At 74.7% G+C, this 15,773-nt stretch carries 12 protein-coding genes; 5 read left to right on the top strand and 7 right to left on the bottom strand.

All coding sequences use genetic code 11. The annotated features are described in order from the left end of the window. Nucleotides 1-17 precede the first annotated feature (17 nt). Complete coding sequence (locus OG470_RS37450; protein WP_442931020.1) at nucleotides 18-1,859, bottom strand: protein kinase domain-containing protein; 1,842 nt, start codon at nucleotides 1,857-1,859, stop codon at nucleotides 18-20. 146 nt (nucleotides 1,860-2,005) lie between these two features. Here OG470_RS37450 and OG470_RS35380 point away from each other — a divergent pair, with 146 nt between their 5' ends. Next, on the top strand, nucleotides 2,006-2,206 hold the full coding sequence (locus OG470_RS35380) for a hypothetical protein (RefSeq protein ID WP_007463228.1): 201 nt from the start codon (nucleotides 2,006-2,008) through the stop codon (nucleotides 2,204-2,206). After that, entirely contained in the window at nucleotides 2,206-3,003 is a 798-nt protein-coding gene (locus tag OG470_RS35375) for a site-2 protease family protein (protein WP_328418974.1), read from the top strand. The genes OG470_RS35380 and OG470_RS35375 overlap by 1 nt, the downstream gene beginning before the upstream one ends. 64 nt (nucleotides 3,004-3,067) lie before the next feature. On the opposite strand, the gene OG470_RS35370 is transcribed toward OG470_RS35375, so the two are convergent. The 3 genes from OG470_RS35370 to OG470_RS35360 form a co-directional block, all read right to left on the bottom strand. Next, nucleotides 3,068-4,066: an aldo/keto reductase family protein gene (locus OG470_RS35370; RefSeq protein WP_328418973.1), complete on the bottom strand. Its 999-nt coding sequence runs from the start codon at nucleotides 4,064-4,066 to the stop codon at nucleotides 3,068-3,070. A gap of 45 nt (nucleotides 4,067-4,111) precedes the next feature. After that, the gene (locus OG470_RS35365; protein WP_328418972.1) at nucleotides 4,112-8,836 is read right to left on the bottom strand and encodes a WG repeat-containing protein; all 4,725 of its coding nucleotides are present in this window, start codon (nucleotides 8,834-8,836) and stop codon (nucleotides 4,112-4,114) included. Between the two features lie 385 nt (nucleotides 8,837-9,221). Beyond that, the gene (locus OG470_RS35360) at nucleotides 9,222-9,782 is read right to left on the bottom strand and encodes a helix-turn-helix domain-containing protein (protein ID WP_328418971.1); all 561 of its coding nucleotides are present in this window, start codon (nucleotides 9,780-9,782) and stop codon (nucleotides 9,222-9,224) included. 66 nt (nucleotides 9,783-9,848) lie between these two features. Between OG470_RS35360 and OG470_RS35355 the strand changes: the two genes are divergently transcribed. Together OG470_RS35355 and OG470_RS35350 are read left to right on the top strand one after the other, a co-directional pair. After that, nucleotides 9,849-10,721 carry an AzlC family ABC transporter permease gene (locus tag OG470_RS35355; RefSeq protein WP_328418970.1) on the top strand — a complete coding sequence of 291 codons (873 nt, stop codon included), beginning with the start codon at nucleotides 9,849-9,851 and terminating at the stop codon, nucleotides 10,719-10,721. Further along, nucleotides 10,715-11,023: an AzlD domain-containing protein gene (locus tag OG470_RS35350; RefSeq protein ID WP_328418969.1), complete on the top strand. Its 309-nt coding sequence runs from the start codon at nucleotides 10,715-10,717 to the stop codon at nucleotides 11,021-11,023. The genes OG470_RS35355 and OG470_RS35350 overlap by 7 nt, the downstream gene beginning before the upstream one ends. Before the next feature lie 7 nt (nucleotides 11,024-11,030). Here the strand turns inward: OG470_RS35350 and OG470_RS35345 are convergent, their stop codons facing one another. From OG470_RS35345 to nadA, 3 genes are all read right to left on the bottom strand, one after another. Continuing rightward, nucleotides 11,031-11,624 carry a DUF3043 domain-containing protein gene (locus OG470_RS35345; protein ID WP_328418968.1) on the bottom strand — a complete coding sequence of 198 codons (594 nt, stop codon included), beginning with the start codon at nucleotides 11,622-11,624 and terminating at the stop codon, nucleotides 11,031-11,033. Between the two features lie 74 nt (nucleotides 11,625-11,698). After that, on the bottom strand, nucleotides 11,699-13,054 hold the full coding sequence (gene murA, locus OG470_RS35340; RefSeq protein ID WP_328418967.1) for a UDP-N-acetylglucosamine 1-carboxyvinyltransferase: 1,356 nt from the start codon (nucleotides 13,052-13,054) through the stop codon (nucleotides 11,699-11,701). A gap of 212 nt (nucleotides 13,055-13,266) precedes the next feature. Next, nucleotides 13,267-14,466, bottom strand: coding sequence for a quinolinate synthase NadA (nadA, locus tag OG470_RS35335; RefSeq protein WP_328418966.1), 1,200 nt, complete (start codon nucleotides 14,464-14,466; stop codon nucleotides 13,267-13,269). A 68-nt stretch (nucleotides 14,467-14,534) separates the two neighbouring features. Here nadA and OG470_RS35330 point away from each other — a divergent pair, with 68 nt between their 5' ends. Continuing rightward, on the top strand, nucleotides 14,535-15,674 hold the full coding sequence (locus OG470_RS35330; RefSeq protein ID WP_328418965.1) for a glycerate kinase family protein: 1,140 nt from the start codon (nucleotides 14,535-14,537) through the stop codon (nucleotides 15,672-15,674). Nucleotides 15,675-15,773: the final 99 nt, after the last annotated feature.

The raw sequence follows: 15,773 nt of genomic DNA, 5'->3' as shown, positions 1-15,773 counted from the left end.
CCGGCGCTCGCGGTTGATCAGTCGCAGTGTTCGAACCCGCTGCCGTAGCTGACCCCGCCGGTGGCGCCACCCCATTTCACACACTTCCCGGCGGCGCTGGCCCGCACCGGCCCGGCGTAGTAGTCGAAGGACCCGCTGTCGGTGCTGCGGGCCCGTCCCTGGACCTCCAGGTACGCCGACGCCGCCGACGGCGTGCCGACCGCGGTGTCCTTGAGGGTGACCACGCAGTTGTTGCCGTTGCCCGAGTGGTACAGCAGGTAGACCCGCCCCCGGCGGCGACCGTCACCGCCGGTCAGCGTCGCCGAGTCGATCACCTGGTAGCCGCTGCCGCACGCCTGCGCCGCCGTGTACGGGTTGGGCCGGCCCGCCGGGCTGCCACTGGACGTCGGCTGGCCGCTGGCCCCCCCGGTCGGCGTGGTCCCCGGCGCCGTGGTGCGTGGGGCCGGGGCACCGCTGCCCGGCGCGCCGGGCTGGCCGCTGGCGCCGGTCGGTGCGGCGGTCGCGGTCCGGCTGGCGCCCGGCGTGCCGCTGGGCAGGGGCCCCGGGCTGGTCGCGTCCCCGCTCGGCAGCGGGACCTCTGCGGCCGACACCGATTCGCCGGCCAGTGCCGGCGGACCGTCCGTTCCACCAGGGTCGGAGCCGGGCCGCAGTGCCGCCACGGCCCCGGCGACCAGCGCGACGAGGACGACCGCACCGACCCCGACCAGCAGTGGCCCGCGCCGCCGGGCCGACCCGGTCCGGAACGGGTCCTCCCGGGTCTGCCCGGTCCCCACCGGTTCGGTCCCGAAGGCCGCTCGGGGCCGCGGGTCCGTGGGCGGGGCCGATGGCGTCGGCGCCGGGGTCGGGACGGCCTGCGGGGTGGGTCCCAGGACGGGCGGTGGGGTGGGGCTCGGGACGGGCGGCGCGACGGCCGGCGGGGTGGGGCTCGGGGCGGGCGGCGCGACGGCCGGCGGGGTCGGGCCCGGGACGGATGGGGTGGGGGCGGCCAGCGCCCACGGTGGGCGGGCGGCGAGCGGGATGCTGGCCAGGGTCGCGTCGCGGGCGTCGGCGGCGGCGCCGGCCAGCTCGGCGGCGCTGGTGTAGCGGTCCGCGGGGCGCTTGGCCAGCGCGCGGGCGACCACCGCCGCCACCGCTGGCGGGGTGTCCGACGGAAGCGGCGCCGGTTCCTCCTGGGCGTGCCGCAGCGCCACCGCGAGGGGGTTGTCGCCGTCGAACGGCGGCTGCCCGGCCAGGCAGAAGTACGCCACCGCGCCAAGCGCGTAGACGTCGGTGGCGGGGGAGACCCGCTGCCCGGTGGCCTGCTCGGGGGACATGTACGAGGCGGTGCCGAGCACCATGTTCGCGGCGGTGAGCCCGGCCATCGTGCTCGAGCGGGCGATGCCGAAGTCGACCAGCACCACCCGGCCGTCGGCCTTGACCAGCAGGTTGCCCGGCTTCACGTCCCGGTGCACGATGCCGGCGAGGTGGGCGGTGTGCAGCGCGTCCGCCGCCTGCGCCAGCACCGACATGGTGGTGGCCGGGTCCAGTCGACCCACCCCGCGCACCCGGGCGCTCAACGGCTCGCCCTCGACGTACTCCATCACCAGGTAGTCGACCCGGCTGCCGTCGGCGAGGGCGGTCTGCCCGACGTCGTGCACGGCGACCACGCCGGGATGCCGCAGCGCCGCCAGCATCCGCGCCTCGGCCCGGAACCGGGCGGTGAACTCCGGGTCGGCGACCAGCGACGGCAGCAGCACCTTCACCGCCACCTCGCGCTCCAGCATCACGTCGGTGCCGCGCCAGACCGCGCCCATCCCGCCCGTCGCCACCCGCTCTCCCAGCCGGTACCGGTCGCCGAGCAGCACTCCCCGTGTCAGCACTGGGCCACCGTACCGGCCGGCCCCGACGGGGATCGATCAACCCATGGGTCGCGGTCGAAGGCGAGCGAGCGGTCGTTCCACGCCGGGCCGACTACGCTGGCGAGGGTTCGTCCCACGGGGACTTCAGCGGCGAGGGGAGACGCGGCATGGCGTGGAGCTGGCGGTACGAGGGCACGGACGGCCAGACGGTCGAGGGACCGGCGGAGTCGTTCGGCAGCCAGGCCGACGCCGAATCCTGGATCGGTCAGACCTGGCGGGAGCTCGCGGCGTCCGGCGTCACTTCGGTCGCGCTCGTGGAGGACGACCGGGTGGACTACCGGATGAGCCTGCTGCCCACGGCCGAGTGATGGGCTACGACCGGCCGGGTGGGGAGCGGCTGGTGCTCGGGGTGCCGCGGGAGGCGTTCCGGCCCAGCCCGATTTTCCTCAGCCTGGTCGCCCTCTTCGCGGTCAGCGGGGTGCTGACCTGGAACGGGTACGGCAATGTCCGGTTCGACGTGTTCCTCTTCGTGGTTTCCGGGTGGCTGGTCTCGCTCTGCCTGCACGAGTACGCCCACGCGGTGGTGGCCTACCGCGCCGGCGACCGGGACATCGCCCACCGCGGCTACCTGACGCTCAACCCGTTGAAGTACACCAACCCGTTGCTGTCGATCGTGCTGCCGGTGGCGGTGGTGCTGCTCGGCGGCATCGGCCTGCCCGGCGGTGCGGTGTGGGTGGATCGGCACGCCATCCCGGGCCGGCTGCGGCACACCCTGGTCAGCCTCGCCGGCCCGGCGACCAACGTGCTGTTCACGCTGGTGCTGGTGGTGGCGATACGGTTCGGCACCCAGTCGGGCGGCCCGGTGGAGTTCTGGGCCGGAGTGGCGCTGCTGGCGTTCCTCCAGCTCACCGCGAGCGTGCTGAACCTGCTGCCGGTCCCCGGCCTGGACGGCGGCAACATGATCCAGCCGTGGCTCAACCCGCAGTGGCGCCGGATGTACGACCTGTTCGCCCCGTTCGGCTTCCTGCTGCTCTTCGCGCTGCTGTGGAACCCGCGCATCGGTGGCTGGTTCTTCGACGCGGTCTTCGCGGTGGGGGACCTGCTCGGCCTGCCCTCCTGGCTCTACGCCACCGGCCTCGAGCTGATCCGCTTCTGGCAGGGCTGATCGTCTCGGGCTGACCGACCCGGTCCGGCCGGCGCGGACCCGCGCCGACCGGACCGGACTGGCGTCAGGGCCGCTGAGCGGGCGACTCGGTCTTCGCCGGGTCGCGCTCGGTGACCGGCTCGACGATCTCGTCGATCGCCTTGAGCAGTTCGGCGTCGAGCTTCACCCCGGCCGCCTTCACGTTGTCGTGAACCTGCTCCGGGCGGGACGCGCCGATGATCGCCGAGGAGACGTTCGGGTTCTGCAACACCCACGCCACGGCGAGCTGGGCCATGCTCAGCCCGGCCTGCTCGGCCAGTGGCTTGAGCTGCTGGACCCGGGTCAGCACCTCGTCGGTCATGAACCGGGAGATGAAGCCGGCACCGGACTTCTCGTCGGTGGCCCGGGAACCGGCCGGCGGCGGTTGCCCCGGCAGGTACTTGCCGGACAGGACGCCCTGCGCCATCGGCGACCAGACGATCTGGCCGATGCCCAGCTCCTCGCTGGCCGGTACGACCTCGGCCTCGATGACCCGCCAGAGCATCGAGTACTGCGGCTGGTTGGAGACCAGCGGGATGTGCAGCTCCCGGGCGAGCGGGTGAGCGGCGCGCAGCTGCTCCGCGCTCCACTCGGAGACGCCGATGTAGTGCGCCTTGCCGGAGTGCACGACGTCCGCGAACGCCTCCATCGTCTCTTCCAGCGGCGTGCTGTGGTCGTACCGGTGGGCCTGGTACAGGTCCACGTAGTCGGTGCGCAGCCGGCGCAGCGAGCCGTTGATCGACTCCATGATGTGCTTGCGGGACAGGCCGCGGTCGTTGCGGCCCGGTCCGGTCGGCCAGTACACCTTGGTGAAGATTTCGAGGCCCTCGCGGCGCTCGTTCTGCAACGCCCGGCCGAGCACGTCCTCGGCCCGGGTGCCGGCATACACGTCGGCGGTGTCGAAGGTGGTGATGCCCGCGTCGAGGGCGGCCCGGACGCAGGCGAACGCCGCGTCCTCCTCGACCTGCGAACCGTGGGTGATCCAGTTGCCGTACGAGATCTCGCTGACCATCAGGCCGGAGCGGCCCAGGTGTCGGAATTCCATGACTGGACCCTAGCCCTGCTGGTTTACGGGACTCTGAACGGCCGATCAGAGCACCGGGTTGGCGTCGGTGAGCAGCCGGTCGATCTCGGCCAGCACCGCGTCACGATCGCGGTGTACAGGGTCGATCAGCGGCTCGCCACGCCGGTCGAGCGCACCCCACCGCCCGGTGCTGCTGCCGACCAGGAACGCCACCGGGTGGATGACCAGCATCGGGTGCGCCGGCGGGACCAGTACGGTGCCGCTGCGGTCCACCACACCGCGCCTGCCGGCCACGTCGACCACGGCGAGGCCCTCGTCGGTGAAGCCGTCGACCTGCTGGCCGTCGGCCAGCTCGGTGGCGAAGCCGTGGTGCCGGGTCGGCACCACGATCCGGCCGGTCCGGTCGACCGCACCCCACCCCTCGCGCCGTACCGCGGCCACCCCACGGCGGAACGGTCGCACGTCGGCGAAACCGGGCCGAACCTGCACCTCCCCGGTCGCGTCGATCGCCTGCCAGCCGTTCGCGTTGTCCGCCACCCAGGCCAGGCCGTCGCTGAACGGGCGCGCCGCGCGGTAGGTCGGCGGGATCACCGTCGTACCGAGCAGGTTGATCAACGACCACCGGTCGGTGTCCGGCCGGCGGACCCAGGCCAACCCGTCGTGGAACGGCTGCGCCTCGGCGTACCGGGCGGGGATGACCAGGTCACCGTCCGCGTCGGTGTACCCCCACAGCGGTCCGTCCCGCCCCGGCAGCGGGGGCCGGTCGCGGTCGAGTACCTCGTCCCGACCCCGGGGGTACGGCCCGAAGCCATCCGCCGCGGCCCGGGTGGTGACCGCGTCGAGGCCCACCCGGATCCGGTCCAGCAGGTCGGCGTCGCCGGCGCCGCGCAGGTCGAGCGCCTGCTCGAAGTGCTGGCAGGCCTCCATCAGCCGACCCTGGTCGTAGCAGGACCGACCGGCGTGTTCGTGCAGCGCGGCCCGCAGCCGGTCGGGCAGTTCGACGGAGTTGGCCTGGGCGAAGAGTTGGTCGGCCTCGGGGAAGTCCCCGCGCCAGCGCAGCACGTGGGCCAGCCGGGCCTGGGCCAGCGCGGTCCGGCGCAGCTCGCCGGTGGCCTCGGCGTAGGTGAGGGCGAGCCGGCCGTCGGCCAGCGCGTCGTCCAGGTCGCCGAGGATCCGGGAGGCCACCGCCCGAAGACTGAGCAGCCGGGCGCGGGACCGGTTGTCGGTGGCCGAGCCCAACTTCTCGGTCAGCCGCCGCCGGATCGCCCGTAGGTCGTCCGGCTCCGTCAGATCCTCGCGCAGGGTGACCGGGTCCAGTCGCCAGCGGTACGCCGCAAGGACCTGCTCCGGGTCGCCCTGGTCGGCCAGCGTCCGGCGGGGTGCCGCTGGTGGCGCCGTGTCGGGTGGCGCGGATACCGGCATGCTCTCCTCGGCTGACCCGTTCCGCGGCTCGGGAACGGTTGTGGCCGGCGGTCCGGAGACCGGCGGCCCGGAGACCGGCGTGGCGGACATCGGCGGCGCGGAGACGGGTACCGCGGAGATCGGCGGTGCGGACACCGGCGCTGCCGGCGGAGCGGAGACGGATGCTGCGGGCGGTGCCGAGACCGGCGGTGCGGGCAGGTCGGAGACGGACGTCGCGGGTGGAGCGGAGACGGGCGGCGCGGAGACGGGCGGCGCGGAGACGGGGTGCTCCGCGTCGTGGTCGGTCGGCGCCGGTCGGGCCGGCGGCGCATCGACAGCGGCCCAGTCGTCGGGTTGTGAACCGGCCGCCGGTCCGGCGGTGCTCGGACCGCCCGGCGCGTCCGACTGCGGGTCGGGCGGCGCGGCGGTCGCTTCGCCTGCCGGGTCGCGTTCGATCGGGTCGGTGTCCGCTCCGGGGGGTGCGGAGACGGGTCGGTCCACCTGCGCGTCGATCGGCGCCGGCGGCGCCGATGTCGGCCGGTCCAGCGGCTCGGGGTCGGCGAGGTGATCGCCCTCCCAGTCGGCAGGTGTGTCGGACGTGGGCGTGCTCGGCGTGCCGGGGAACTGGTGGTCGGCCTCGGCGGCGGGTTCGGTCTGGAAGTGCCGCGTTCCGTCGCTCGGAGCAGCGGAGACCGGCCGGGAGGCATCGGTCGGTGTCGGCTCGTCGGCTGGCTGTGCGTCGTCGAGCAGGTCGTCCGCCCAGGTGCGGGGTGCACCGGAGACCGGGCGGACCGGCGGTGCCGAAACCGGGTGGATCGGCGGTCCGGAGACCGGGCGGGCCGGTGGCGCGGAAACCGGTCCGGGCGCCTCGGTCGGTATCCACCCGACCGCGGACTCCCGGTCGGCGCCGATGTCGTCGGTCCAGGGGTCACGGTCGCCGGAGACCGGTTCGGCCGGCGGTGCGGAGACCGGTCCCGCAGGCGGTGCGGAGACCGGTTGGGCCTGCGGTGCCGTTGCCGCGATGGCCGGCTCGACCGTCGCATCGGGGCGCGGGTCGGTCGCCCAGCCGTCGGCGGGCGGTTCGGTCACCGGTGTCGACGGGTCGCGCTCCGCTCTGGTGGGTGTCGAGGAGCCGGCCGGGCCGTCGGCCGCAGGCCGATCGTCGGTCGGTCGGCGGTCCGTCGCCGGCTCGTCCTGGTCGGACTCCGCCGCTTGGGCGGGGCTGAACCAGGCGGCCGGTCCACCGGTGACCGGAGCCTGGACCGGCTCCGGAGCGGGCGCCACCGGCGGTTCCGACGACGGCGGGGGTGGCACGTAGCGGCGCGGCCGGCCGGGAGCTATCGGAAGCACCGGATCGGCGTCCGCCGTGGGTGCCGGGTCGGCGGGTGCGGATGCCTGGGCCGTGGGTGCCGGGGTCGGCCGGGTGGCCGGCGGTTCCGGGGCCTGCCAGGTGGGCGGCGGCGCGACCGGCGGGCGCGCGTCCCCCGACGGGGCAGACCGCTCCGGCGGTGTCGGGCGGCGGTCCGTGGTCGGCTCCCCGCCGGGCCGCTGGTCGGCCGGGCGGTCGCCGGTGCCCGGACCGGGGTAACGCGGCGGCGCGGTGGGCCGTGCGCCGGCCGTCGGTGCCGGTTCGGTCGGCGTCCTGTGCTCGGGAGGCAGCGGGCCGGGGCGCTCGTCGGGCAGCGGCGGGTCCACCGGCGCGGGCAGGTACTCCAGCCGCAGCCGGGCGGCCGGCGGACCCGAGACGGGTACGTCCGTCGCCGGGGAGACCGGGGCCGCCGACACCGGCCGGTCCCGATCCGGGCGACCGGGCGGGGTGTGGTCCGCCGGTCGGCGCTCGTGGTCAGTCGGCGCGGGAGAGATCGGGGCGGCCGAGATGGGCCGGTCCCGGATGGGCGCGGCGGGGGAGACGGGCGCCGGCGACACCGGTCGCTCCGGGGAGACCGGGGCAGCCCGGCCGGAGGTGGCCGGTGCGGGCGGAGCCGTGGCGGCGGGCCGTGCCGGCCGGTCGTCGTACCGGGACGGCGCGGTCGGTGGCCTCTCGGGCCGGGTGGCCGGCCGCGACGCGAGGCCTGAGTCGGCGGTGCGCTGCGGTTCGGCGGTCTGGTGCGGCTCGGCGCGGTAGCCCGCCTCGCGGGTGCGGTCCGGGCGCACCGGACCCGGCGGTGGCCAGGGCAGGCCGCCGTCCGGTCGGTGCCCCGGCTGCGACCGGGGCTCGCGGTAGGCCTCCTCGCGGTAGGCATCCGGCCGGGTCTCCTCGCGGGGGCGCCGGTCCGGGTACGCCTCGGCGCGGGCCGCCGCGTCGCGGGGCTGCTGCCGGTGCGGGTCGGCGTCGGGTCGACGCCGCTCGTCGTCCCGGCGTGGTTGACCAGGCGTCTCCTGTTCGGGCTGGCGGCGGCGTCCACCGTCGGGTGTCTGCGGCGCGCTGACCCGCTCGTCGGGCTGGTACCGCCGCTCGCTGGGCGCGCCGACTCCGGCGTCCGTGCGGGCTCGCGCCGCCGGCCGCGCGTCGTCGGAAGCCCGGTCGGGGCGGCGCGCGTCGTCCGTACTCCGCTCGGGGCGGCGGGCGTCCTCGGCGGCCCGGTCGGGGTACCGGTCGTCGCGGTAGAGCGAGCGACCGTCCACAGGCGCCCACTGGCCGGCCCCGTCGGCGGCCCAGCCGTCGGCCGTCCGGCCGTCGCGGCCCCGGTTGGGCCGGTTGCCGTACCCGTCGTCGGGGTGCCGGTCGTATCCGGCGGCCGGTCGCTCCTGCGTGCCGCGCCGACGTGGCGCCTCCTCCGGCTCCGGCACCCAGCCGGGCTGGGTCCGCGGTGCGGGGGACACCGGTGGCGCCGACGAGTGCCCCCGGTCCCGGTCGGCCGGCTCGTGCCGGGGTCGGCGGGTGTCGTACCGCTCGGCGGGCTGGTCCCGGTGCCAGGCGGCCTCCCGGGCCGGTCCCCGGTCGTCACTGGGGCGCCGGTCGGACCAGGCGGTCCGCCGGTCGGACTCGGGGGAACGGCGATCGTCGCGCCGAGGCGGCTCGGGCAGCGGCCGGCGGTACGGCTCGTGGTCGTAATGCGGGGCCTCCGCCTCGGGCCGGCCGTAGGCGGAGGCGTCGGCCGGCCGCTCGTCGCCCCGGGACCGGCCGTAGGCCGGCGTCTCGGCCGGCTCCTCGTCCGCCCAGGACCGGCCGAGGTAGGTGCCGTCCGGGCGGGTGGGTGCGAGCGGCGGCACCTCGGTACGGCCGACCACGGTCGCCCGGCCGCGCGGCGGCGGGGGCGGCTGGTGGGACAGGCCGATGTCGCCGGGGTAGCGCTGCCCGGGAAACTGGGGATGCCACTCGGTGGTCGGTTCAACCACCCAGGACGGTTCGTTCGGGTCCCGCCACCGGTCGGTGTAGCGGCCGTTCATCCGCCGAACCCGTCGCCAAGCCCGGCCGGTCGGCCGATCTCCGAAGGAGGCGGGCCGTCCGCGTGCGCGCCCCGGTGACCGCGGGGCGTCCGGTCGCCGCCTGCCACGCCCCGGTGGCCGGCTCGCGTCCGCTCGCTCACGGCGTTGTCACCTCGTTGCAAATTGTCGCGCTGGGGCCCCGCGTGCCGGTCAAGTCGCCCATTCCGGCAGGGCGTGGCTGCGGATGGAGGGTAACGGCGTGGGCTCGCTCACCGCCACTGTGGTACTGCCCACGGGCGCAAACGTTATCCTACTGTTTCGGACATTTGGGCCGATAACAGAATCTGGTTTCCGACGATACCCCACCCGCCGGTGAAGCGGCCCGGGCGGGACCGGCCGCGTTCGATCAGGGGTGTTCCATGACGAGTACGGCGAAGGTGCCGGGAACCAACGCCTCGTAGGCATGCGGGGCGTCGCCGGGGAACGTCGCGTAGTCGCCCGGGCCGAGGTCGACCGTGCCCTCCTTGGGGCCCACCCGCAGGCGGCCGGCGGCGACCACCACGTGCTCGACGCTGCGGGGGGTGTGCCCTTCCGCGGCCCGGACCGCGCCCGGCTCCAACTCGATCAGGTAGATGTCCCGGCGCAGGTGCGCCGCTCCGGCGCTGAGCAGCGTGCCGGTGAAGTCGGCCTGCTCGGAGCGGACCCGTGGCCCGTCTCCGGCCCGGATCACCCGGATGCCGTCGTCGGCCGGCTCGACCAGCCGGCTGAACGGCACGCCGAGCGCCACGCCGAGCGCCCAGAGCGTCTCCACGCTCGGGTTCCCGGTCCCCGACTCCAGTTGGGAGAGGGTGGACTTGGCAACTCCCGCCCGGCGGGCGAGCTCGGTCAGCGAGATGCCGACTCGGTCCCGTTCCCGGCGTAGAGCGGCGGCGATGGTGGCCAGGGGAGCGGCCGGTTCGGGAGGCATGCGTTCGCTCCATCGGATCTACGTTCGGTTTGACGAACACCGGTCATCTGTTCACCATGGTGAACCATGCGTACGGTACAACGAACAGCCGACGCCCGGATGCTTCGCGACGTGCTTGCTCTCGGTGCGGCCATGATCGCGGTGGGTGCCTCGTTCGGGGCGGTGGCGGTCGCCGCCGGGCTACCCGTGTGGGCCACCCTGACCATGTCCGCGGTCCTCTACGCCGGCGGCGCGCAGTTCATGGCGGTCGGCCTGGTGGCCGCCGGCAGCCCACTGGCCGCCGTGCTGGCCGGGCTGCTGCTCAACGCCCGGCACCTGCCGTTCGGCCTCGCCCTCGGTGACAGCCTCGGCCCCCGGCTGCGGCACCGGCTGCTCGGCAGTCACCTGATGACCGACGAGACGACCGCGCTCACCCTGGCCCAACCGGCCGGCCACGCTCGGCGGCGAGCGTTCTGGCTGGCCGGCACGCTGCTCTTCCTGGCCTGGAACGTCGGCACCCTGCTCGGCGTGCTCGCCGGCGACGCGATCGGCGACCCGGCCGCGCTGGGCCTGGACGCCGCCTTCCCCGCCGGATTGATCGCGCTGCTGCTGCCGTCCCTGCGTGACCGGGACACCCGGCAGGCGGCGTTGGCCGGGGCCGCGCTGGCGGTCGTGGCCACGCCGGTGCTGCCGGCCGGGCTGCCGGTGCTGCTCGCGCTCGCCGGCCCGGCTGCCATCGCCTTCCGCCGTCGGCCGCCCCCGACCGGCGACGCCAACCCCGCCCCGCCCGCGCCCGGCGGGGTCGAGCAGACCGTGGAGGGGCCGCGCCCGGACGCGGCCGCACCCGTGGGCGTCGAACAGGCCCGCCCGGCCGCGTCCGCACGTGTGGGCGTCGAACAGGCCCGCCCGGCCGCGTCCGCACCTCTCGGCGTGGAGCGCACCGGGGAGGTGCCGTGCTGATCGCGGTGATCCTGGCGTTGGCCGCCGGAACCTATGGCTTCCGGCTGGCCGGTGTGCTGCTGCGGGACCGGCTGGAACTTCCGGAGTGGGCCCGGCGACTGTTGCCGGTGGGTGCCGCCGCGCTGCTGGCCGCGCTGGCCGCCACCGCGGCGCTGACCGAGGCCGGCCGGTTCGCCGGCTGGGCGCGCCCGGCCGGGGTGCTGGTCGGCGTGCTGCTCGCCTGGCGGCGGGTGCCGTTCGTGCTGGTGGTGGTCGGCGCGGCCGCCACCACGGCGGTGCTGCGTCTGCTCGGGGTGGCCTGAGCCGGGGTCAGACCTTGTCGCCGAGCTTGACCTGGGGGGCCGGGGCGCGCATCCGCCGGAAGGTGATCGAGCGCATGATCGCGTAGAGGTAGAGCGAACCCATCCGCTGGCCGGTCTTCGGGAAGCGCTCCCGGATCAGCTTGCGGATCTTGCGGCAGATGAGCACCGAGTCGACGACCACGCCCAGCGCCAGCGCGCCCCAGAGCACGTTGGAGATCAGCCGGACCAGCGGCGGCATCGCCGCGTTCGACCCGATCAGCACGATCAGTGCGCCGCCGAAGAACCAGGTGCCGACCGTACGCCGGGAGTCGACCACGTTGCGGGCCAGCAGCCGCTCCGGGCCGCGGTCGCGGGGGCCGCCCTCGCGGCGGAACTCCGACGCGGCCTCGGCACGCAACTGACGGCGGCGCTCCCGCTCCTCCTGCTTGTTCAGGGGGCGGGTGGGGCCGGCCGGGCGACGGCCGACGGTCGGCCGCTTCGGCGTCTCCCGACCCTTGGCCGGGGTGTAGCCCCGGGACCGCTCGGCGGTTTCCTCGGGGGTCACCGAGGTGACGGCCTCGTCGACGAGGTCGGTGGACTTGCGGCGAAAGAGCGACGGCACGCGGCAAGGGTAGCCAACGGTTCGCGCCCGGTGCACATCGCGGTGCACCGGGCGCGAACGGAAGGTGTTCGAGGTTACGGACGCTCGGCGTGCGCGCCGAGGTCGGCGAGCTTCGCCTCGAAGTCCTCGTAGCCCCGGTTGATCAGGTCGACGCCGTACACCCGGGAGGTGCCCTCGGCCGCGAGCGCCGCGATCAGGTGGCTGAAGCCGGCCCGCAGGTCCGGGATGACCAGGTCGGCGGCGTGCAGCTTGCTCGGCCCGGCGATGACCGCCGAGTGCTTGAAGTTGCGCCGGCCGAAGCGGCACGGGGTGCCGCCGAGGCAGTCCCGGTAGACCTGGATGTTGGCGCCCATCGAGTTCAGCGCCTCGGTGTAGCCCAACCGCTGCTCGTAGACCGTCTCGTGGACGATCGACAGCCCGCGGGCCTGGGTGAGCGCCACGACCAACGGCTGCTGCCAGTCGGTCATGAAGCCGGGGTGCACGTCGGTCTCCAGCGCCACCGCGTTCAGCTCGCCGCCCGGGTGCCAGAACCGGATGCCACCCTCCTGGCCGAGATCGCCCAGCTTCGGCGGCCGGGCGTCGGTGACCTCGTACTCGCCACCGACCGACCGGAAGATGTTCAGGAAGGTCATCATGTCGGCCTGCTGCGCGCCGAGCACCTCGACGTGACCGCGGGTGGCCAGAGCCGCCGCGGCCCAGCTCGCCGCCTCGATCCGGTCCGGGATCGGCCGGTGGGTGTAGCCGTGCAGCTTCGGCACGCCCTGGATCTCGATCACCCGGTCGGTGTGCACCTTGATGATCGCGCCCATCTTCTGCAGGATGCAGATGAGGTCGATGATCTCCGGCTCCACCGCGGCGTTGCGCAGCTCGGTCACGCCCTCGGCCATCACCGCGGTCAGCAGCACCTGCTCGGTGGCGCCGACACTCGGGTACGGCAGGGCGAACTTCGTCCCGTGCAGTCCGTTCGGCGCGGACAGGTGCAGCCCCTCGGGCCGCTTGTCGACCGTGGCGCCGAACTCGCGCAGCGCCTGCAGGTGGAAGTCGATCGGGCGCGGGCCGATGTGGCAGCCGCCCAGGTCCGGGATGAACGCGTGCCCGAGCCGGTGCAGCAGCGGGCCGCAGAACAGGATCGGGATCCGGCTGGAGCCGGCGTGCACGTTGATCTGGTCGGTGCTGGCGCTCTCCACGTTCGCGGGATCGAAGACGAGCTCGCCGTCCTCGTCGCCGTCGGTCACCTTGACGCCGTGCAGGCCGAGCAGACCCCGGACCACCTCGACGTCACGGATCTTCGGCACGTCGAACAGCCGGCTCGGGCTGTCGCCGAGCAGCGCGGCGACCATCGCCTTCGAAACCAGGTTTTTCGCGCCTCGCACGCGGATCCGCCCTTCAAGCGGAGTGCCTCCGTGCACGACCAGGACGTCGTCGGTCAACGCAACCTCCAGCATGTCGGTGCTGCCGTGTTGATGGTGGGGAGTCTGAACACTGTCGCTACCCCGGATGCGGCCATATCGAAACGGCCCGCTTGCGTCGTCGCTCCGGCAGCATAGCCCTCGGTGACGAAAAACGACTCGGTCACATCGGCGTGTGTGGCATTAATCGGTGATCAGGCACTTTTGCGTACCAACGACGCTACGGATAGTGATCAGCTCGCGGTCGGCGGCGGGGTGTCCGCGCCGGGCAGGGCGAGCATCTGATCCAGCGCCACCCGCGCGTGGTACGCGGTGTCGGGGTCCACCGTGATCTGGTTGGCCACCCGGCCCGCGACCAGCTCCTCCAGCGCCCAGACCAGGTGCGGCAGGTCGATCCGGTTCATCGTCGAGCAGTAGCAGACCGCCTTGTCCAGGAACATGATCTGCTTGTCCGGGTGCGCCAGCGCCAGCCGGCGGACCAGGTTCAGCTCGGTGCCGAGCGCCCACGCCGAGCCGGTCGGAGCCGCCTCGATGGTCTTGATGATGTACTCGGTCGAGCCGACGTAGTCGGCGGCCGTGACCACCTCGTGCCGGCACTCCGGGTGGACCAGCACGTTGACCCCGGGCACCCGCTCCCGTACGTCGTTGACGCTCTCCAGGGTGAAGCGGCCGTGCACCGAGCAGTGCCCCCGCCAGAGAATCATCTTGGCGTCCCGCAGCTGCTCGGCGGTGAGCCCGCCGCCCGGCTTGTGCGGGTCGTAGAGGACGCAGTCGTCCAGCGACAGGCCCATCTCCAGCACCGCCGTGTTGCGGCCCAGGTGCTGGTCGGGCAGGAAGAGCACCTTCGACCCCTGCTCGTACGCCCAGTCCAGGGCGCGCTTGGCGTTGGAGGAGGTGCAGACCACGCCACCGTTTCGGCCGACGAAGCCCTTGATGTCGGCCGAGGAGTTCATGTACGTCACCGCCACGGTTTCGCCGGCGATGCCCAGTTCGGTCAGCGTGTCCCAGGCGGCCTCGACCTGGCCCAGCACGGCCATGTCCGCCATCGAGCAGCCCGCCGCCAGGTCGGGCAGGATCACCCGCTGGGCGTCGGTGGTGAGGATGTCGGCGCTCTCGGCCATGAAGTGCACGCCGCAGAACACGATGTACTCCGCGTCCGGACGGGCCGCGGCCTCCCGGGCCAGCTTGAACGAGTCGCCGGTCACGTCCGCGAACTGGATCACCTCGTCGCGCTGGTAGTGGTGCCCCAGCACGAAGACCTTGCTGCCCAGCTTCGCCTTCGCCGCCGTGGCGCGGGCCACCAGATCGGGGTCGCTGGGCGCCGGCAGGTCGCCCGGACACTCGACGCCGCGCTCGGTGTCGGGGTCGCTGCCCCGACCGAGCAGCAGCAGAGCCGTCGCCGTGTTGGAGGGTTCCACCCAGGTCGAAGTCACGTGGTCCATGGTCCCACAGCGCGAGCGCGACGCGGCTTCCGTCGGTGTGGGCTGCCACACTGCTCGGCATGCGTGTGCTGCTCTGTCCGGACAAGTTCGCCGGCACCCTGCCCGCACCGGAGGTGGCCGCCGCGGTGGCCGCCGGCTGGCGCACCGTCGCCGCCGACGACGACCTGCTGATCCGGCCACTCGCCGACGGTGGGCCGGGCTTCGTGGAGGTGCTCGCCGAGGCCATCGGTGGCCGGCGGGTGCCGGTGCGGACGGTCGACCCACTGGGCCGGCCGGCGGCCGGTGAGATCCTGCTCACCGCCGACGGCGCGACCGCCTACCTGGAGAGCGCCCAGGCGTGCGGGCTGCACCTGCTCGCCACCGCCGAACGTGACCCGAAGGCCACCACGTCGTACGGCCTGGGCCTGCTGGTGGCCGCCGCGGTGGAGAGCGGCGCCCGGACGGTGGTGATCGGGCTGGGCGGCTCCGGCACCAACGACGGCGGCGCCGGGATGCTCACGGCGCTCGGCGTCACCCCGCTGGATGAGGCGGGCCGCGCCCTGCCGTACGGCGGAGCGGCGCTGGCCGCGGTCGCCGCACTGGACGGCGCGCCCCGGCTGCGCGGCACCCGGTTGATCGCCGCCACGGACGTGGACAACCCGCTGCTCGGCCTGCACGGCGCCAGCAGTGTGTTCGGCCCGCAGAAGGGTGCCGACCGGGCCGATGTGCTGCTGCTCGACGCCGCCCTGGAGCGCTTCGCGGCGGTGCTGGAGCGGGACCTGCCCGGCTGCCCGCCGGGGCTCGGCGGACTGCCCGGTGGCGGAGCCGCCGGCGGCATCGGCGCGGCCCTGCTCGCCCTGGGCGGTGGCTGCGAGTCGGGCATCGGCCTGGTCACCAGGGCCACCGGGCTGGACGCCGCACTGGACACCGCCGACCTCGTGATCACCGGTGAGGGGTCCTTCGACCACCAGTCGCTGCGCGGGAAGGTGGTCGCCGGGGTGGCGGGCGCCGCCCGGGACCGGGGGGTCCCCTGCGTGGTGGTGGCCGGGCAGGTGAGCACCGGCCGGCGGGAGGCCGCCTCGGCGGGGGTGACCGACGCGTACAGCCTGGTCGACCACTTCGGCGGGGAGGAGGGCGGCGGGCTGGCCGCCGCGATGAGCCGGCCCAGCGATGGGCTGCGCGAGCTGGGTGCCCGACTGGCCCGGCAGTGGAGCCGCTGAGCGCTCAGGCCGCGCGCCCGACCCGGCTGCGACCGGGACGACCTGCGGCGGGGGTCACGCCACGCGGGTGAGTCCGGCCGGCGCGGCGTACGATCGGAA

It is taken from the genome of Micromonospora sp. NBC_00389 (assembly GCF_036059255.1).
Lineage (GTDB): Bacteria > Actinomycetota > Actinomycetes > Mycobacteriales > Micromonosporaceae > Micromonospora.
The sequence above is the reverse complement of the archived record's forward strand: the minus strand, read 5'-3'. Positions and strand labels throughout refer to the sequence as shown.